The sequence below is a fragment of the Pseudoalteromonas sp. K222D genome, assembly GCF_017653575.1.
GTDB lineage: Bacteria > Pseudomonadota > Gammaproteobacteria > Enterobacterales > Alteromonadaceae > Pseudoalteromonas > Pseudoalteromonas nigrifaciens.
Genome location: NZ_JAGGDL010000004.1, coordinates 99,173 through 117,746, shown reverse-complemented (window position 1 = coordinate 117,746; position 18,574 = coordinate 99,173). Strand labels below are relative to the sequence as shown.

At 40.5% G+C, this 18,574-nt stretch carries 19 protein-coding genes; 11 read left to right on the top strand and 8 right to left on the bottom strand.

All coding sequences use genetic code 11. The annotated features are described in order from the left end of the window. Positions 1 to 21 precede the first annotated feature (21 nt). The 4 genes from J5X91_RS04050 to rraB all read left to right on the top strand — a co-directional run bounded on the left by J5X91_RS04050 (position 22) and on the right by rraB (position 4,645). Positions 22 to 1,116 (top strand): PQQ-dependent sugar dehydrogenase, encoded by a 1,095-nt coding sequence (locus J5X91_RS04050; protein WP_011329234.1) that lies wholly within the window; start codon positions 22 to 24, stop codon positions 1,114 to 1,116. A 10-nt stretch (positions 1,117 to 1,126) separates the two neighbouring features. Beyond that, positions 1,127 to 3,421 (top strand): DNA topoisomerase IV subunit A, encoded by a 2,295-nt coding sequence (gene parC / locus J5X91_RS04045; protein WP_011329233.1) that lies wholly within the window; start codon positions 1,127 to 1,129, stop codon positions 3,419 to 3,421. A 175-nt stretch (positions 3,422 to 3,596) separates the two neighbouring features. After that, positions 3,597 to 4,310: a 1-acylglycerol-3-phosphate O-acyltransferase gene (locus tag J5X91_RS04040; RefSeq protein WP_011329232.1), complete on the top strand. Its 714-nt coding sequence runs from the start codon at positions 3,597 to 3,599 to the stop codon at positions 4,308 to 4,310. Further along, a complete protein-coding gene (gene rraB / locus J5X91_RS04035) occupies positions 4,310 to 4,645 on the top strand; it encodes a ribonuclease E inhibitor RraB (protein WP_011329231.1) in 336 nt (111 codons plus the stop codon). Before J5X91_RS04040 ends, rraB begins: the two co-directional genes overlap by 1 nt. 94 nt (positions 4,646 to 4,739) lie before the next feature. Here rraB and J5X91_RS04030 read toward each other — a convergent pair whose 3' ends face one another. The 3 genes from J5X91_RS04030 to J5X91_RS04020 all read right to left on the bottom strand — a co-directional run bounded on the left by J5X91_RS04030 (position 4,740) and on the right by J5X91_RS04020 (position 7,000). Further along, on the bottom strand, positions 4,740 to 5,210 hold the full coding sequence (locus J5X91_RS04030; protein ID WP_011329230.1) for a hypothetical protein: 471 nt from the start codon (positions 5,208 to 5,210) through the stop codon (positions 4,740 to 4,742). 71 nt (positions 5,211 to 5,281) lie between these two features. After that, positions 5,282 to 5,680 (bottom strand): hypothetical protein, encoded by a 399-nt coding sequence (locus J5X91_RS04025; RefSeq protein WP_208834107.1) that lies wholly within the window; start codon positions 5,678 to 5,680, stop codon positions 5,282 to 5,284. A gap of 348 nt (positions 5,681 to 6,028) precedes the next feature. Beyond that, on the bottom strand, positions 6,029 to 7,000 hold the full coding sequence (locus tag J5X91_RS04020) for a zinc transporter ZntB (protein ID WP_193038447.1): 972 nt from the start codon (positions 6,998 to 7,000) through the stop codon (positions 6,029 to 6,031). Between the two features lie 278 nt (positions 7,001 to 7,278). Here J5X91_RS04020 and J5X91_RS04015 point away from each other — a divergent pair, with 278 nt between their 5' ends. The 3 genes from J5X91_RS04015 (at position 7,279) to J5X91_RS04005 (ending at position 9,717) form a co-directional block, all read left to right on the top strand. Next, the gene (locus tag J5X91_RS04015) at positions 7,279 to 7,701 is read left to right on the top strand and encodes an ATP-dependent zinc protease (RefSeq protein WP_086995212.1); all 423 of its coding nucleotides are present in this window, start codon (positions 7,279 to 7,281) and stop codon (positions 7,699 to 7,701) included. Positions 7,702 to 7,766: 65 nt separating this feature from the next. After that, complete coding sequence (gene rimK / locus J5X91_RS04010; protein ID WP_011329225.1) at positions 7,767 to 8,672, top strand: 30S ribosomal protein S6--L-glutamate ligase; 906 nt, start codon at positions 7,767 to 7,769, stop codon at positions 8,670 to 8,672. Further along, the gene (locus J5X91_RS04005; protein WP_011329224.1) at positions 8,659 to 9,717 is read left to right on the top strand and encodes a succinylglutamate desuccinylase/aspartoacylase family protein; all 1,059 of its coding nucleotides are present in this window, start codon (positions 8,659 to 8,661) and stop codon (positions 9,715 to 9,717) included. The genes rimK and J5X91_RS04005 overlap by 14 nt, the downstream gene beginning before the upstream one ends. A 90-nt stretch (positions 9,718 to 9,807) precedes the next feature. On the opposite strand, the gene J5X91_RS04000 is transcribed toward J5X91_RS04005, so the two are convergent. From J5X91_RS04000 to recQ, 4 genes are all read right to left on the bottom strand, one after another. Beyond that, a complete protein-coding gene (locus J5X91_RS04000; RefSeq protein WP_011329223.1) occupies positions 9,808 to 10,377 on the bottom strand; it encodes a mechanosensitive ion channel domain-containing protein in 570 nt (189 codons plus the stop codon). Positions 10,378 to 10,442: 65 nt separating this feature from the next. Then, positions 10,443 to 12,152 (bottom strand): ShlB/FhaC/HecB family hemolysin secretion/activation protein, encoded by a 1,710-nt coding sequence (locus J5X91_RS03995; protein ID WP_208834106.1) that lies wholly within the window; start codon positions 12,150 to 12,152, stop codon positions 10,443 to 10,445. Between the two features lie 107 nt (positions 12,153 to 12,259). Next, on the bottom strand, positions 12,260 to 12,544 hold the full coding sequence (locus J5X91_RS03990; RefSeq protein ID WP_011329221.1) for a DUF3630 family protein: 285 nt from the start codon (positions 12,542 to 12,544) through the stop codon (positions 12,260 to 12,262). A 7-nt stretch (positions 12,545 to 12,551) separates the two neighbouring features. Beyond that, positions 12,552 to 14,375, bottom strand: a complete 1,824-nt coding sequence (recQ, locus tag J5X91_RS03985; RefSeq protein WP_208834105.1) for a DNA helicase RecQ — start codon at positions 14,373 to 14,375, stop codon at positions 12,552 to 12,554. A gap of 201 nt (positions 14,376 to 14,576) precedes the next feature. On the opposite strand from recQ, the gene J5X91_RS03980 reads away from it, so the two are divergent. Beyond that, positions 14,577 to 15,032 carry a thioesterase family protein gene (locus J5X91_RS03980; protein ID WP_172459223.1) on the top strand — a complete coding sequence of 152 codons (456 nt, stop codon included), beginning with the start codon at positions 14,577 to 14,579 and terminating at the stop codon, positions 15,030 to 15,032. A gap of 52 nt (positions 15,033 to 15,084) precedes the next feature. Continuing rightward, positions 15,085 to 16,005, top strand: coding sequence for an EamA family transporter RarD (gene rarD, locus J5X91_RS03975; RefSeq protein ID WP_011329218.1), 921 nt, complete (start codon positions 15,085 to 15,087; stop codon positions 16,003 to 16,005). Positions 16,006 to 16,111: 106 nt separating this feature from the next. Here the strand turns inward: rarD and J5X91_RS03970 are convergent, their stop codons facing one another. After that, a complete protein-coding gene (locus J5X91_RS03970) occupies positions 16,112 to 16,486 on the bottom strand; it encodes a DUF413 domain-containing protein (protein ID WP_208834104.1) in 375 nt (124 codons plus the stop codon). Between the two features lie 90 nt (positions 16,487 to 16,576). On the opposite strand from J5X91_RS03970, the gene J5X91_RS03965 reads away from it, so the two are divergent. Further along, complete coding sequence (locus tag J5X91_RS03965; RefSeq protein ID WP_011329216.1) at positions 16,577 to 17,440, top strand: LysR family transcriptional regulator; 864 nt, start codon at positions 16,577 to 16,579, stop codon at positions 17,438 to 17,440. Between the two features lie 162 nt (positions 17,441 to 17,602). Next, entirely contained in the window at positions 17,603 to 18,541 is a 939-nt protein-coding gene (locus J5X91_RS03960) for a porin (RefSeq protein WP_208834103.1), read from the top strand. Positions 18,542 to 18,574: the final 33 nt, after the last annotated feature.

Genomic DNA, 18,574 nt, shown 5'->3' with positions numbered 1-18,574 from the left:
TTAAATAAACAAGGAGAATATATGAATACGGTACTAAAAATAGTGCTATTACTAGGTTTAACTAGCAATACCGTAATGGCTAAAAATATATTAGATAAACTCACGGTAGCCCCGGGGTTTGAGCTTAGCTTATTTGCCAGTGATGTTGAAAATGCACGGCAAGTTGTAGTATCAAAAAAAGGCATAGTATATGTTGGCTCGCGCAAAGCAGGCAATGTATATGCACTTATTGATCATAACAGCGATGGCGTAGCAGATAAAAAAATGCTGGTTGCAGAGGGCTTAAATATGCCTTCAGGTTTAGCAATGAAAGATGGCGATTTATATGTTGGTGAAGTACACCGCATCATTCGTTTTAAAAATATTGATACGCAATTAAAAAACCCACAGTTTGAGGTGCTTTACGATGCGCTGCCATCAGAGCGCCATCATGGTTGGAAATTTTTACGCTTTGCCCCAACTGGCGAGCTAATAATTCCGGTTGGTGTACCTTGTAATATTTGCGCTGAAGACGAGCGTTTTGGCCGTATTTTTGCGTTAAACGTAGAAACCAAGCAAATTACTACACTGGCGCAAGGCGTACGTAACTCAGTAGGGTTTGACTTTCACCCTAGCACACAAGCGTTATGGTTTAGCGACAATGGTCGCGACATGATGGGGGATGACATCCCGCCAGATGAGTTAAATAGAGTCACTAAAGAGGGCGAGCATTTTGGTTTTCCGTATGTTCACGCAGGCGCGATTATTGACCCTGAATTTGGAAAAGGTAAAAAAATTGCCGACTATACCTCACCTGCACTAGCCTTACCGGCGCATGTAGCGCCTTTGGGTATTCATTTTTATAACGGTAAGCAATTTCCAGCAAGCTATAAGCAGCAGTTATTTGTTGCTGAACATGGCTCGTGGAACCGTTCTAAAAAGTCAGGTTATAAAGTGGCATTAGCGAGCATTGAGCAAGGCCGTGTAACTAAATATACGCCATTTATTACAGGCTTTATGCAAGACGAAACAACATATGGACGCCCTGTTGCATTTGCAGAATTAGGTGACGGCAGTCTATTGGTAAGCGATGATTACGCCAATGTGATCTACCGTGTAAGCTATAAGAAAAACTAGGTAAGCTTTAATGAGTGATACAGATACCTTGCTAATGCAAGGAATTGAGCAACAAACAATGGGTCGTTTTACCGAAGACGCCTACTTAAACTATTCTATGTACGTAATTATGGATAGGGCATTACCCCATGTGGGCGATGGCTTAAAACCAGTACAGCGACGTATTATTTATGCTATGAGCGAGCTGGGGTTATCGGCTAATGCCAAGTATAAAAAATCAGCCCGTACCGTAGGTGACGTACTAGGTAAATACCATCCCCATGGTGATAGTGCCTGTTATGAAGCCATGGTATTAATGGCGCAGCCGTTTTCTTATCGTTATCCATTGGTTGACGGGCAAGGAAACTGGGGCGCGGCCGACGATCCTAAATCGTTTGCGGCAATGCGTTATACCGAAGCACGTTTATCTAAGTTCTCTGAAATACTCCTCAAAGAGCTAGGCCAAGGGACGGTAGATTGGACGCCAAACTTTGACGGCACCATGGATGAGCCTGTGGTACTGCCATCGCGTTTACCGCATATATTACTCAATGGTATAACGGGTATTGCAGTTGGTATGGCAACCGATATTCCGCCTCATAATGTGCGTGAAGTAGCCAGTGCCTGTTGCTTATTACTTGATAAACCAAAAACTGAGCTTGAAGAATTACTCACCTTGGTACATGCGCCAGATTACCCTACAGACGCAGAAATAATTACCCCAAAAGCCGATATTCACAAAATATATAAAACTGGGCGTGGTTCAATCAAAATGCGTGCTGTTTATACGCAAGAACAGGGTGATATAGTTATTACCGCACTGCCACATCAGTGCTCTGGTGGTAAAGTACTGGAGCAAATTGCAGCGCAAATGAACGCTAAAAAGCTGCCAATGGTAGCCGATTTACGCGATGAGTCAGATCACGAAAATCCGACTCGTATCGTCATTATTCCGCGTTCAAATCGCATTAAAGCTGAGCCATTAATGGCGCACTTATTTGCCACCACAGATCTAGAAAAAAGCTATCGTGTAAACTTAAATATGCTTGGCCTAGATGGGCGTCCGCAAGTTAAAAATTTACTGACTATTTTAACCGAGTGGTTAGTGTTTAGACGCGAAACAGTACGTCGACGTCTACAATATCGTTTAGATAAAGTGTTAGCGCGTTTACATATTTTAGAAGGCTTATTAGCAGCCTTTTTAAATATTGACGAAGTGATTGAAATTATTCGCAGCGAAGATAAACCAAAGCCAGTATTAATGGAGCGCTTTGATTTAACAGACATACAAGCAGAAGCTATTTTAGAGCTAAAACTTCGTCATTTAGCTAAGTTAGAAGAATTTAAAATACGTGGTGAGCAAGATGAACTCGCTAAAGAGCGTGATAAATTGCAGCAAACGCTAGGCTCAGATCGTCGTATGTCAACGTTGCTTAAAAAAGAAATTCAAGAAGCGGCTGAAATATATGGCGACGACCGTCGCTCGCCAGTTGTTGAACGCCTAGAAGCAAAAGCGTTAAATGAAAAAGATTTAATCCCATCAGAGTCGGTCACTGTGGTGCTTTCAGACAAGGGCTGGGCACGCGTTGGCAAAGGACATGATTTAGATGTGCAAGGGTTAAGTTATCGAGCCGGTGATGCTTATAGAGCCTCAGCTCGGGGTAAGAGTAATCAGCCCGCCGTGTTTTTAGATTCAGCAGGACGAGCGTTTGCAACCGATGCGCATAGCCTGCCCTCAGCACGTAGCCAAGGTGAGCCCATGACAGGGCGTTTTAACCTTAGTGCAGGCGCTAACTTTGAGCACGTAGTAATGGGTGAAGATAACCAAGTATTACTTATGGCATCAGACGCAGGTTATGGCTTTATTACTGACTTTAAAGACTTAGTGAGTAAAAACAAAAACGGCAAAGCATTGGTGAGCGTACCTAAAGGCGGTTTATTACTGTCGCCAATTAGGGTTAACGAGGTCGCTAGTGATTATTGTATGGCCATTTCCAACGAAGGGCGGATGTTGTTATTTCCGCTGCGCGACTTACCAAAATTAGGTAAAGGTAAAGGTAATAAAATAATTTCTATTCCGGGGGCTAAAGTACAAGCCCGCGAAGAGTTTGTAAAAGTATTAGCAGTAGTGCCTGAGGGCAGTAGTGTAACGCTGCATGCAGGTAAGCGAAAACTAACGCTTAAACCAAGTGATTTAGAGCATTATTATGGCGAGCGAGGGCGTAGGGGTAATAAACTACCACGAGGCCTACAAAGAGTAGATGAAGCTGTTGTAGAGTTTAGCCCGCAAAACGACGAGCCAATTGAAAATGCTATTGATGAGTAGCGATTAATTCACATTCGCTCATATTAAACGGCTTGCTTATGCAGGCCATTTTTTTGTTATAAATTTAGTTTGTTATAAAATTGAGCGTACACTTGTGCGCTATTTTCTCGTGTAGATCATAAAATAACGTTATAATAGCCGCTGGCTTAACGCGATTATATTTGGAGACGCTCTGTTGCTTGCTGTTATACGTATTTTTATTATGCTGTTGTTTATATTATTAAGTTGTATTTTTGGGTTACTGTTATCAATAGTGAGGCCATTTCATCCTAATAATGTGCATATTATAGCGAGCTGGTTTGGCTCAGTAGCAAAAATGCTGGGCGTTAAAGTTGTACGAAAGTACCATCCGGATAGCGTAAATCTTGGTCCTGCGGTTTATGTGGCAAATCATCAAAATAGTTATGACTTATTTACTATTCCTGCAATGGTGCCTAAAAACTGCGTGAGCGTAGGTAAAAAAAGCTTAAAGTGGGTGCCATTTTTTGGTCAGTTGTATTGGCTTTCGGGGAATATTTTAATTGATCGTACAAACCGCTCAAAAGCTGCGGGAACTATTTCTAAAGCCGCTGAAAAAATAAAGAAAAATGGCTTATCAGTATGGATGTTTGCAGAAGGTACACGCAGTTACGGACGCGGTTTATTACCTTTAAAAACAGGCGCATTTCATACCGCTTTAAGTGCGCAAGTACCCATAGTGCCCGTATGTATGAGCACAACGCATAAAACCATTAAACTAAATCGTTGGGATAATGGTACAATTTATATTGAAATGTTAGCCCCCATATCGCTTGATAAAAACATCAGCGCGCGCGAGCACGCTAAAAGTGTGCACAGTATTATGGCTGCTAAAATAACTGAATTAGATGCTCAAGTGAGAGAAAATTAATGGAAAACTGGCGTGAAATAAGTGAAGACATCGTATCTTCATTACTCGAAGATGGTTCAGACCCTGAAATACTTTACGAAGTAGAACATCACTTTGTATGTGAAGACTTCCCTAAGTTAGAGCAGGCCGCATTAGCCGCTTTTAAATTAGGCTACGATGTAGAAGAGCCAGCAGAGCTTGAGCTTGAAGACGGTGCAAAAATTTGGAGTTTTGACATAGTTGTAGAGTCAGAGCTTGATGTTGACGTAATAATGGAAGACGTTGATAAGCTGGCAGCACTTGCTGTTGAATGCGAAGTAGAATACGACGGTTGGGGCACTTACTTTCAAGAGTAATTAGCTGACTGTTATAAAAAAGGCGAACATTATAAAATGTTCGCCTTTTTTGTATTGGTATAATCTCTACAAACTGTATTAGATCGTTAGTGAGCTATATTTTTACAGTGCTAACTTGGATGGCGGACTTTCCGATTATTCGATTCGTGTTTTTACCAGTTCGTTGATGAATAGCTATAAAGTATTCTATAGGGTACTTTATTTTAGAAAGCTGCTCTTCAGAAGGAGAGTGCGCCTTATCTAATATGGTTGGCCATACTATAGATTTTTCGCCTTTGGCTTTATTCAACTCACAAGGTGATTTTTTACCATTTGATATTGAGATTGTTGTGCCATCTAAAGCTAAAAATTGTACAGAGCAATTATATAAATTGTTCGCATCTACATATTCAGATATTTCATAATCAAAAGATATTTCTAGCTTATGCTGCCTTTCATTTAAATTATGAGTTTCGTTAATTTTAAGCTTTGATATTACAGCTTCACTAACGTCAAAATCTGAATAATTTGTTGATGCACAGCCTGCTAAAGCTAATAAAGCAATTGAAATTCCGAGTTTTCTCATTATTTTTCCTTAAAATATAAAGCAACCAGATGTTGCAGTTTAGTGTTTTAAATATTCACGTTTAATCAGTATTAAGTTATATCAACAAGTGCCTTTAATTCTGAGTTTATTTTAACCTTAACCGGAATTTTAGTCGGGTTAGTTATGGAAGGCTTATATTGTTGTATTGGCATTTTATCTAATATTTTTTGTGTCATCCAATCATTAGGTATGGAGTCAATTAACTCTCTACTAACCAAAGTTCCGTTAGAATCAATAGTAATAAAAAAAGATGCTTTACCCATTCCTTTAGGTATCCACTTTGGACGCCCAGGTAAGAAAACTACCTTAGATGTTTTAGCAACCCAATATTGGTTCAAATCAGCTACATCAATCACTACAATATCGTTATTAAAAGTTGGCTTTTTAACCGATCTACAACTTAATAAGGTCAAAGACGCAAAAATAAACCACAGTACTAATTTGGTCACACAATAACTCCTAAAGCGGTCACTTGCTTAAAGGCATTATAGAGAAAGACTAGGAGGCAATACTATCAGAGCTTCCTAGTTATTATTTCCTATATTAGTAACAAATAGTTAAGAGTTTTGCTAGTTTATTGTAATTAAATTGTTGCTTTATTTTGGTGTGGTTTGTTTTTAGGAGAATATAGAGGGTTTTATATTTGAATTTTTTTGCGTGTTTAGAGCCGCATCAGATTTTTATTGCATAAAAACCTGATGCGGCTCACCTTAAATTACCTAGCGTATTTATAAGCTATCTTTGCTTGTTGCTTTACCCGCAGCGCGTTACTTTCACTGAATAATTAATTTATACTGTTACAGCCATTTTTTATTTTTAAAGTACACGCCAATACTGCCGGTAAGTACAACTAAAAACACGACGAATAAAGTGAACGCATAAGGGCTTTCTGTGCCAGGTATGCCGCCTACGTTTACGCCTAATAAGCCGGTTAAAAAGCCCAGTGGCAAAAATAATGCAGCCACCACCGACATAACATACATACGCTGATTTAGCTGCTCAGATACTTGGTTAGTGACTGTTTGTTGAATAATTTGCGCCCGCTCTATTGAGCTGTCTAATTCTTCAAGGTAACGAGTTAGTAAATTAGTGGTTTCATTAAGCTTAGCTTTATCCTCATCGAAGAGCCATGAATAGTGATGATTTACCATGCTAATAAGCGCTTCTTTTTGTGGCTTTAAATAGCGTTTTAAAGCAATAGTTTGCCGACGTAATTGCGACAAACCTTGATTATCAAACTTTTTGCTTGGCTCATCTATTTCTTCTTCAAATTCATCTAGGGTTTCATCTAAAGCATCAATAACACTTTCCATACGGGAAGTGAGTTTTTGGGTGATAGTGCAGACGAGTTCAGAAATACTGCGCGGACCGGTATTGTTACTAAATGAAGCTAAAATATCTTGAATAGATAGTAAGCGACGCTTTCGGGTAGTAATAACAATATCATCGTTAATAAAAAGGCGAATTGAAACCATGTCTTCAGGGCTTTGTGCCGGATTTAAATTAATACCGCGTAAAAATAACATATGGCCGTTTGTAGCAGAGGTGATACGTGGACGAGTTTCGTCTGCAGTTAGCGACTCTAATTCGTAGTCGGTTAAAAATTCACAGCCTTTTAGCCAAGTGACAACGTCAGCTTGGCTATAATCCATGTGCACCCAAAGCTTGCCTTGCTCTGGTTGCCAATTATGTAGTTCGGCGCTGTTTTCTATAGTGCGCGCACCGCCTTGCTCATCAAGTACAAGGGCGTGAAGTAAGCCATTAATCATAATAATTTCTCATAGATGGTGTGTTTTTAATACCGTTTACTATAGTGTATTTACTTTAGTAAATTAAACTTATCTTTCTTTTTTAAGAAGTTAAATTTATTTAGCGCTTCGAACAAGGGGGTTTTTGGCCCTTAAAGTTGACTAGTTTGTTACGCTTATATTGTTAAACTAGTCGGCTATAAAGATCAATCAAATCAATTTGTCGACTTGATAAATTTATTTTGTTGGTGTTTTTTTTCCGGTAGCGTATAAGACACTTTTTTATTAAGGGCACATTTATGACAGCAAAGATTACCGTTGGTTGGCGTGAGTGGTTGAGTTTACCAGAGCTAGGCATCGAGAAAGTAAAAGCAAAAATTGATACCGGTGCCCGCACCTCATGTATTCATGCACTTAATATAGAAGAGTATGAAGTTGATGGCGAAAAGTGGGTTAAATTTATTACCCAGCCATTGCAAGAAGATGAAGAAACACAAGTTGTTTGCAATGCAAAAGTTAAAAAGAAGAAGCACGTAACCAGCTCTGGCGGGCAAAAAGAGTTACGTTACTTTATAGAAACAACATTGCATGCGGGTAAATATAGCTGGCCTATAGAAATTACCTTAACTAGCCGCGCAACAATGAAGTTTAGAATGTTACTCGGGCGTACAGCCATGGAAAATCGTATAGTCGTTGACCCGGCTTTATCTCATTTATTATAAGGATGTATTAACTTTTAGAGGGACTAAGCTTCTAAAATAATACGTACTTATTTAAGGTTTAAATTATGAAAATTGGTATTTTATCTCGCAACAAAAAATTGTATTCAACGCGTCGTTTAATTGAGGCGGCTGAAGCTCGTGGTCACGAAGTTAAAGTAGTAGATGCACTGCGTTGTTATATGAATATAAACTCTGAGCTACCAGAAATTCACTATCGTGGTGAAAACTTAAAAGGCTTTGATGCAGTTATTCCGCGTATTGGCGCATCAGTTACGTTTTACGGCTGTTCGGTGCTGCGTCAATTTGAAATGATGGGCGTGTATCCAGTAAACGAGTCGGTTGCTATTTCTCGCTCTCGCGATAAGTTGCGCTCATTACAGCTTTTATCTCGTAAAGGTGTAGGTATGCCAGTGACTGGTTTTGCTAGTAAACCAGATGATGTAAAAGACTTGCTCGAAATGGTAGGCGGTGCGCCGGTAGTAATTAAACTACTAGAAGGCACGCAAGGTATTGGTGTGGTATTGGCTGAAACGCGTAAAGCGGCTGAGAGTGTTATTGAAGCATTTATGGGCTTAAAAGCTAACATTATGGTGCAAGAATACATTAAAGAAGCCGGTGGTGCTGACATCCGTTGTTTTGTTTTAGGTGACAAAGTGATTGCAGCAATGAAACGCCAAGCACAAGAAGGTGAGTTCCGCTCAAACCTTCACCGTGGTGGTAGCGCTACATTAGTGCGTATTACGCCAGAAGAACGTAAAACAGCCGTTGCAGCTGCTAAAGCGATGGGCTTAAATGTAGCCGGTGTTGATTTACTTCGCTCATCACGTGGTCCTTTAGTGATGGAAGTTAACTCATCACCAGGCCTTGAGGGCATTGAAATAGCAACAGGTAAAGATATTGCAGGCATGGTGATTGATTTCATTGAAAAAACAGCATCAAGTAAAGGAACAGCAACTCGTGGCAAAGGTTAAAATTAACCGTTCTTTTACCTTATTAGGTGAAAGTGTTGGCGTAGGCGAGCGTAAAACGCTGGCCTTAGAAGCGGCAAAACTTTATACCCACTCTCCACTTAATATTCCAATTGAAGTGGTTAATGGTGTTATGGAAGGGCCGGTACTTATGGTGTGTGCGGCTATTCATGGCGATGAGCTCAATGGCGTAGAAGTGGTGCGGCAATTACTTGCTAAAATAGATCCTAACCAGTTGCGCGGCACGCTGATTGCGGTGCCGATTGTAAATGTGTTTGGCTTTATACATAAGTCGCGCTACTTACCTGATAGACGCGATATGAACCGCAGTTTTCCGGGTTCAGAGCGTGGCTCGCTGGCTGGTCGTATGGCGTATATGTTTTTTAATCAAGTGGCAGTACATTGTACCCATATTATTGATTTACATACCGGAGCTATTCACCGCACTAACTTACCGCAAATACGCGCTAATTTAGCCGATGAAGCCACCGCACAAATGGCTAAAGCATTTGGTACACCCGCAGTGATAGATGCCTCGTTACGTAATGGCTCACTGCGCAGCGAAGCCGCTAACTTAGGGATCCCGGTTATTACTTATGAAGCCGGTGAAGCACTGCGTTTTGACCCATTTGCGATTGCTGCAGGTGTACAAGGCGTTGACTATGTTATGCGCCATTTAAAAATGATCCGTGGTAAGCGTCCTAGAAAGCTTCCTGAGCCTATTATAGCCAGCTCTACAAGTTGGGTGCGTGCTAATGTAGATGGCATTGTGCGTGCGCAGGTATCGCTTGGAGAGCGTGTTACTAAGGGACAAGTGCTTGCTTATATTAGCAGCCCACTTGGCGACTCTGAACTTGAGTTACCAGCACCACGCAGTGGAATTATTATTGGCCAGCAAACTATGCCATTAGTAAATGAGGGTGATGCAGTGTTTCATATTGCATATTTTGCTCATGCAAATAGCTTGGTTGAACAACAACTTGGCACTTTTATTGATGAAATAAATGATTTAGATGATGAGCTTAAAACAGCTGAGTTAAATAACTAGTTGTAATAGTAAGCTACTAAATGTTGGTAGAATAAATTGTAAAGCCGTTTTAGTTAACCCAGTTGGGATAACAAAACGGCTTTTTTATTGCTATTTATTTGGCTTTTTGGGGCCAATAATACGCCTAATTACCGGGGCTTTTGTTGGCTTAGGCTCTTTGTTTAAAACCAGCACCGGACGAGTTACAAATAAGTTATTGGGGTATATAACTCTATGCCCGTCAATGTGCTCAAGCACTACATTCATTAAGCCCATTTCTATAATGCGCCCTTCAATACTATTTGCGCCATCAACAATACGTACCCAATAGCCAACGCGGCAGTCATTTTGAATAAACATCAGTAAAAAAGCGGTAAGATTACTCAGTAATGACCAAGCGGCAAACAGTGCAACACCTAACATAGCAAATAGCGACGAACCTAGTACTAGGAGTCCGCGTAGCTCAATACCCCAAAATACCAGCACTAAACATAACATCACAAATGCGAGGATAATCTTAAGTAATAGCTCAGCACGATATTTTCGGTGTAGGTCTATTTTCCCTTTAATAGCTTTTTCGAGAAGCTTTTTAGTACCTTTTAACAGTATCGGAAAAAGTAATAACGCAATAAGGGTAACGACCAGTTTATATTGGGTGCCAAGCAGAGCTAACAATTCCAAAGTTATAGTCTCACAATAATTATATATGCCCAGTTTAACGCTTTAGGGTGCGACGAAATAGCCATTTAAAAAGAATTTTTAACATTTACCAGCCACTGTACCGAATCTACGCCATCGGCACTATCTAGCGGTGCAGCTATATCTATATGGATCATGGTGCCGGCATTAGCACGGCTTGGTGCTAAGCGCAGGCCTATACCTACATTTTTAAGAACGCGGCTATCTTCAATATTGTTTGGGGTGTTAGACCATGCTCGGCCAACATCAAGAAAAGCAGCGCCGCCTACTTTAAATAATTGCAGCAAATCATATTCCCAATAGTAGCGCTTTTCTAAACTCACTAAAAAGCTGCGATCTCCATGCTGATAATCCATAGGATAGCCACGTAGGCCGGTTTCGCCGCCGAGTGTAAGTTGTTTATCGTTAGTGAGGTTTTTAGCGTACTGCACCCGAGCTTTTACATACCAAGACTGATCAATGCTGGTATTTAAATAATATTGTATTTGGCTGGTGGAGATCAGGTTTTCAAATTTGTCCTGCTCTTTATTCCAGTAACCATCAATGTCTGCACTAAAGCGCCATAAGGTATTATCGCCACTAAAGTGAGCTTTATTAAAGTTAAAAGAGTAAACCGCGCGACTATCATCGTTACTAACAGATTCATCGGAGTAGCCCAGTAAGGCTTTTATGTTCCAACCTAAGTTTAAGTCCTCAGTACGATAAATACTGTCGAAATTGCGTACTTTTATAAAGTTATCTTCAAACCAGTGTCCGCTTACATAAGGATAGCTTAAGCTGCGATCGACGGCTAAGGGGGCAAAGGTAGATTCTATTGCAGCAAAAGTATGTTGCTCATCAACGTAGCCCAGGCTGAGGCGCTGGGTCCAGTTACGGCTTAATGATTTGGAGTGACCAACAAAAAAGCTGTTGTAGTCGGTCGTTTGATCAAATTCACTAAACTTTTCACCGCGCTGATATAGCGCTTCTTCGCGTTGCTCTGAATAGCTTAAAATACCGTAGCTAAAAGGGGTGTCTATAGCAAAAAACGGATAGGTAAGTTCTAGCAGATGGCGTTTACCATCGTTATTATCGGCGTACTCTAAACGCCCACGATAGCGGGTTGATAAAATATTAGGATCGTCGTATACAAATAAATAACCATTACGATCGCTATCTGTAGTGCGCGACAACGACAAACGCTTACCCCAGCCAAATAAGTTAGATTCGCGAAAACCAATGCTTGATTTGTTTTCCCCGCCACTGCGGCTAAAGCTTATTTCTGGTAGTAGTGTCCATAAGTCACGCGTAACGACGGTAACATTAACGTTCCCTTCGCAGTTTTCGGTGGCAATGACTTGAGCATCGTATAAATAGTTTTGTTTACGCAGTAAGCGTTCTGATTCGGCGAGCTTTTTAGGATCAAAATTATCACCGCTCTCAAACAATAAAATACTTTTAATAACCTCAGGCTCGGTTTGAATATGCGCGCGGTTAGCAAAGCGAAATAGGGCGTTATTTTCGGCTTCGAGTTCAGTATTAAATACGTTAAGTTGCTGCAAAGTAATATTGGCAATTTTTGCATTACTACTTTGCTTTAACAGTGGCGTTGGTTGATCTAGTTGACGGCGTAAATTATTACTACTTGATGGCGTTGGTTGCTCGCTTGCGCAATCATTTTGCGCATGAGGGGTTTCTTGCGCAGCTAAACTGAACATAAAAAAGCTTGGAATACAGAGGCTAAAACAACAAGATGAAATCCATTTTTTAGTAATCATTCAAACCCTTTACTGCTACGTAGCAAATTACTACCGTAATATCAGCTTACATCATTGTTACTAAAATGTAAGTTAAAAGTAGAGAGCTTGAAGTTATTTAATTGCTATTAACTTAGGTAAAAAGTAAGTGCGGCTAATAAATGTTCAGCGTCATGGCCTTCGCCGTTAATCCAAATACTTTGGCTGTAGTGTTCAAAATTTAAATTAAATGTTTGCTGCTGATAAGTGAAGCGCAGTTGATGGCGATCGGCACCAGCAGAGTACTCATTAATGGTTATTTCATCGTGGTGTAAAAACAAGCGACTCCACAGTTCAAAGTCTTCGTCGTGGGGCGGCTCTACCGGCGTAATAATAATGCATTGATGCGTGTGGTGATATTCTATTATGGTCATAATGCTCTTAGTTAGTAGCAAGGTAGTTGCGAATTGCAGTTAAAAACTCACCGCCATACTTATTTAATTTAGTAAAGCCAACACCCGACACCTTTAAGAATTCGCTGTCGTTGGTCGGCATTAGCTGCGCCATTTCTGCAAGCGTTTTGTCGTTAAATACCACGTACGGCGGTACATCGTCGGCATCGGCTAACTCTTTTCGCAGCGCCCTTAAGCGAGCAAATAGCTTTTTGTCGTAATTAAACTGAGCTAATTTATCTTGATAAACATGCTTCGCTTGCAGGCGAGGCTCTGCGAGTTGCAACGCATATTCGCTTTTTAAAATAGCGCGCGCGGCTTCGGTTAAACGCAGTGATGCACCTTGGGTTATATCTTGGCTTAATAAGCCTTGATGAATAAGTTGGCGTAAAATACTTAGCCAAAATTCACTACTTTTGTCTTTGCCAATGCCGTAGGTGCTGAGTTGATGATGGTTATTATCGCGAATACGACTGGTGTTTGCACCGCGTAGTAACTCAACAATATATCCAAGGCCAAAGCGTTGCTCTGCTCTGTATACACACGATAGCGCCTGCTGCGCTACTAAAGTGCCATCAAAGCTTTTGGGCGGATTTAAGCAAATATCGCAGTTACCGCATGGCTCACGTTGATACTCACTAAAATAGTTAAGCAGTATTTGTCGACGGCAGGTTTGTGCTTCGGCAAAACTGGCCATGGCATTAAAGCGCTGCTCTTCGACGCGGCGACGTTGCTCGTCGTCAATATCTTCAAAAAAGCGTCTTACGCGGCCTATATCAGCCGGATCAAAATACATTATAGCCTCAGCGGCAAGTCCATCTCGCCCAGCGCGGCCAGTTTCTTGATAGTACGACTCTATGCTTTTGGGAATATCGTAATGCAATACAAAGCGCACATTGGGTTTATTTATACCCATACCAAAGGCCACTGTAGCAACCACTATTTGTATATCGTCGCGGGCAAAGCCGGTTTGCACAAATTGGCGCTGCTCGTTACTCATACCTGCATGATAGGCGGCGGCGTTAAGTCCCGCGTCGGCTAACTTTTCGGCTATGTCGTCTACGCGCTTACGGCTGGTGCAATAAATTATGCCGCTTTGGCTTTTTTGTTCTTTTAAATAGCGCAGCAGTTGCACCATAGGTTTAAATTTTTCTTCTATGGTGTAGCGAATATTAGGGCGATCAAAGCTGCCGGTATGAATATAGGGTTGTTGTAACTTTAATTGCTCAACAATATCAAAACGAGTGGCTTTATCGGCAGTTGCAGTAAGGGCCATCATAGGTGCATGAGCAAAGCGTTGTTTTAATTCGCTTAAACGAAAGTAATGGGGTCTAAAATCGTGCCCCCAATGCGATACACAATGCGCTTCGTCAATAGCAAATAAGCTGATTTTTAAATGCGATAAGCGCTCTAAAAACTCTCGCTGCAGCACTTTTTCAGGGGCAACATACAGTAGTTTAATTAATCCCTGATGGAGTTGTTGGTATACCTGCTGCTGCTCTTCGCGGGCTAAGCTATTATTTATATATGCGGCTTTAACGCCCAGCGCTTGTAGTTGAGTTACCTGATCTTGCATTAGCGATATTAGCGGAGAAATAACAATAGTTACCCCTTCAAGCACTAAAGCGGGTATTTGATAGCACACAGATTTACCGCCACCGGTTGGCAGCAATACCAACGAATCTTGGCCGTTAATGGCTGCATCAATAACCGTTTTTTGGCCGTCGCGAAATTCACTATAACCAAACACTTGTTTGAGTACAGCTTCAGGGGTGCGCACAAGTGAGCTAGAGGGTGGTGTTAATGTATTCATTGCGGGGTATTTTAGTGTTTTTTGTACAGGATGTCTTTAGCGAGTGTTGAATGTTTTTTGAATAAATTTATAACGTGTGAATTTACTCGCTCAGGGGGGGGATATTAGCTGACTTTAAGCGGCTAATAAATTTAACTGTGTTGCTAGTTTTATCCTAGTTATGCTTTACTCCTCTTACCAGATATAACATAGAGAATAATAATGAATAAAGAAATGTTAATAGAGCATGTAGGCTCGCTGTTTGTAAATAATATGCCGTTTAATCAGTTTTTAAAAATATCGGTAGAATCACTTAGCCCAGAACAAGCAAAAATATCGTTTCCTTGGCAGGATATACTCATAGGTAATCCGGCACAAAAAATACTCCATGGCGGCGTTATTTCGGCAGTGCTCGATAACGTAGGTGGTATGTTAGCTGCAGCAAGTGTAATAGATAAGCTAAACGATGTTGATATTTTATCTGTGCAGCAAAAACTAGCCACCTTGGGCACTATAGATATGCGCACCGATTACCTACGCCCAGGCAAAGGCGAGAAATTTATAGCCAGTGCCACTTTAATTCGCTCGGGCAATAAAGTATGTGTTTGTAGGATGGAATTGCATAATGAGCAAGCAGTACAAATAGCATTTGGTACGGGCACGTATTTAGTTGGCTAATAAAAGTTTGCGGAGTAAACTGGCGACCTTTTGAATAACTAAGTGTTTATTTATGCCGATTGATACCGAGAAGCGCAAGGGCGCCATTTTGGCTTGCATCGCTTTTACTATATGGGGTTTAGCACCTATATACTTTAAGCAACTCCAGCATGTTACTGCATTTGAAATTTTAACGCATCGTGTTGTGTGGTCGGTGATGTTTTTAATTATTATTGTGAGTATTTTAGGCCAGTGGGATAGAATTAAACGCATTATAGTACAGCCTAAGTTATTGTTAATGCTGGTTTTAACCTCGTCGATACTGGGGTTTAACTGGGGCTTGTTTATATGGGCAGTTAATAATAATCATATGCTTGATGCCAGTTTAGGTTATTACATTAATCCGTTACTAAATGTATTACTGGGAGTGTTATTTTTAGGCGAACGTTTACGTAAGTTTCAAATGGTTGCTGTTGCTTTAGCATTTACCGGTGTACTGCTGCAATTAATAAGTTTTGGCTCATTTCCTGTGGTTGCTTTTTCGCTAGCTATATCATTTGCAATATATGGTTTACTGCGTAAGAAACTGCCAGTGGAAGCATTGTCCGGTATTTCAATAGAAGCATTTATACTCTTGCCCGTAGCGCTTATTTATTGGTATTTAATGGTGCCTACAGCAACGTCAAGCTTGCCTGCTAATGACTGGCATACCAATGTGTTACTCATTAGTGCCGGGATCATTACCACCTTACCACTACTGTGCTTTACCGGCGCTGCTAAGCGTTTGCAATACACCACTTTAGGCTTTTTTCAGTACATAGGGCCAAGTTTGATGTTTATATTAGCTGTGATGCTTTACGGTGAAGTGTTTGATGCCGAGCGAGTAGTTACATTTGTTTGTATTTGGAGTGCATTGGCTATTTTTAGTTGGGACTCTTTTAGGCAATCTCGTAAACGTAAAAAAGCCGCTATTGTGGCCTCAGGCGTGGTTTAAAAGTTAGTTAACTTAAGTAAGCACGTAGCGCGATGTATTTTGTACTCGCGCTAGGCTTGGTGTATGTTTAACTATTTAAAATGTAAAAATTAAATAGTTAAAGCAATTACATACTGTCTGACTCGGCGTAATAGTCTTGGCTTATTGGTGCTGGGGTCGCTATTTTTGAGCGGCCAAATAATGTATGGAACTTTGCTTTGCTTGTTGTTAACTTTAAGTATTTAACCCAAGCGCGCTCAATTGCATTGGTTGGCTCTAAAGTACCACTAATAACAGCGACAAATTGTTGCTGATGTTCATTTTGTGGCTCTAGGGCTTTATTATGTAAGCCTTTTAAAACAACACCGTGTTGCTCTAATATACTGGCTTCTAATAAGGTAAAGTTTCCGCTGCGACCAAATCCGCGTGGGAAGTTTTGATCATCAAAAAACTGACGTTGACTAACAAATGCTTGGCGAAGTAGTGAAATATCATTGCTCATTGTTGTACCCTCATACCTTGGTAATTGCTGGAGTATGCGGCAAGTTTGCAAATATTTTAAACAAGTTATTTTTATCGTGAGGATAAAAAATTGGATATCGATTTATTAAAAACATTTGTTGAGGTAGTACGCACTCGTCACTTTGGCAAAGCGGCTGAAAACCTTTATATCACGCAGTCTGCAGTAAGCTTTAGAATTCGTCAATTAGAGCAAGGGCTTGGTGTTAATTTGTTTATTCGCCAGCGCAATAATATTCAACTAACAGCGCCAGGTGAGCGTTTATTACCCCATGCACAAATGATCATTACTGGCATGCAAAGAGCAAAAGTAGATGTGGCACTTGCCGATAATATGCATAAACAAATTTGCCTAGCGGGTACACCAAACATTTGGGATGCATTTTTACAGTTTGGTATTACTAATATTGTATCGGCAATGCCCGGTGTGTCTTTGGTGGCTGAGGTAAAAGCACAACAAGAAAGTACCCGCCTGTTATTAGAGCGCACCTTAGATTTAGCTATTTTATTTGATCCACCCAAAGTTGATGAACTGGTAGTTGAGCGAATTTGTGAACTCCCCATTATACCGGTAAGCGCGTTTGATACTGCCAGTTACGATAACTTTTTTGATAACCAGTACGTATATGTTGACTGGGGCACCACGTTCTCACTGTGGCATGCTCGCCAGTTTACAGGCAAAACCCCACCTTACTTTAGAACAAGTACCGGGCGTATAGCACTGGATTTAATATTGCAATGCGGAGGGAGTGCATTTATTCCTCAAGTACTTGTTGCGGCGCATTTAGAAAAGGGCGAGTTATTTCATGTGAAAGACGTGGAAACCACCTCGCGCGATATATTTGTTGCCTATCACAGAGACAATGAGCAAAAAGAGTTAATAGAAACACTAGTAAATTTATTAACCCAAATGACCCCTAAGTTACCCGTAGAGTAAGGGCAATGGCTTTGCTGTATATGTACGTTTGATTGCAACTATTATGTATTTTTATGAATTTAAAAGTGTAAAAATATGACGGCTGTAATATTTTTGTCATTTAACAGTGCCAAACTCCTGTTGCATTAAAAACGAGTCTGTTGTGATTATCGAGGAAATAACATGAAATTTGTAAAGTCGAGCTTATGTGTAGCTTTATTAGGTGGTTTGTCTTTTAATGCGCTTGCTGAAGTGGATTTTTACGGTAAAGCGAACGTAACACTACAGTCGTCGGATGATGGTGAGAGGTCTTTTACCGAAATTAAAAGTAACTCATCACGTTTGGGCTTAAAAGGGTCTGAAAAAATATCTGATGGCTTAGAAGCTGTTTATAAGTTTGAATTTCAAGTTGATGTTTCTGACGCCGACTCAAAAGGTGATAATGACGACAATATCTCTGCTCGTAATCAGTATATAGGTTTAAAAGGCGCGTTTGGCCAAGTTGTTATTGGCCGTAACGATACCGCGCTTAAGCAGTCACAAGGTAAAGTTGATTTATTTAGCGACCTTGAAGGCGACATTAAAAATGCCTTTAAAGGTGAAAATAGAATGGGCAGTAGTGTTTCTTATGCCTCTAATTCTTACCAAGGTTTTAAGCTTTTGGCTACGTTTGTTGCAGAGGATAGCGATGCAGCAGGTGCTAAAAATGGCTATTCAATGGCAGTAACTTATGGTGACGCAGCCCTTAAAAAGAGCGCAATATATGCCGCTATTGCTGCCGATAGTGAAGTGAACGGCTACGATGTAGTGCGCGCATCAGTACAAGGTAAAGTAGCCGATTTTAAATTAGGCGCTATGTATCAAACGCAAGAAAAAGTTGATGGCAGTAGTGAGGCCGACGGTTATTTATTAAGTGCGGCTTACACTATGGCTAGCAATACCTTTAAATTGCAGTACCAGGCAATGGATTTTAAAGGCAGTGATGACAAAACGGCTATTTCGGCAGGTGTTGATCATCAGTTAAATAAAAACACTAAATTATTTGGTTTTTATTCTAATTTCGATATGGACAACAACGTTGACCAAGACTACTTAGGTGTAGGTATAGAATATAAATTTTAAGCAGCGCTTAGCACTGCCTTTTTAAGCCGTACT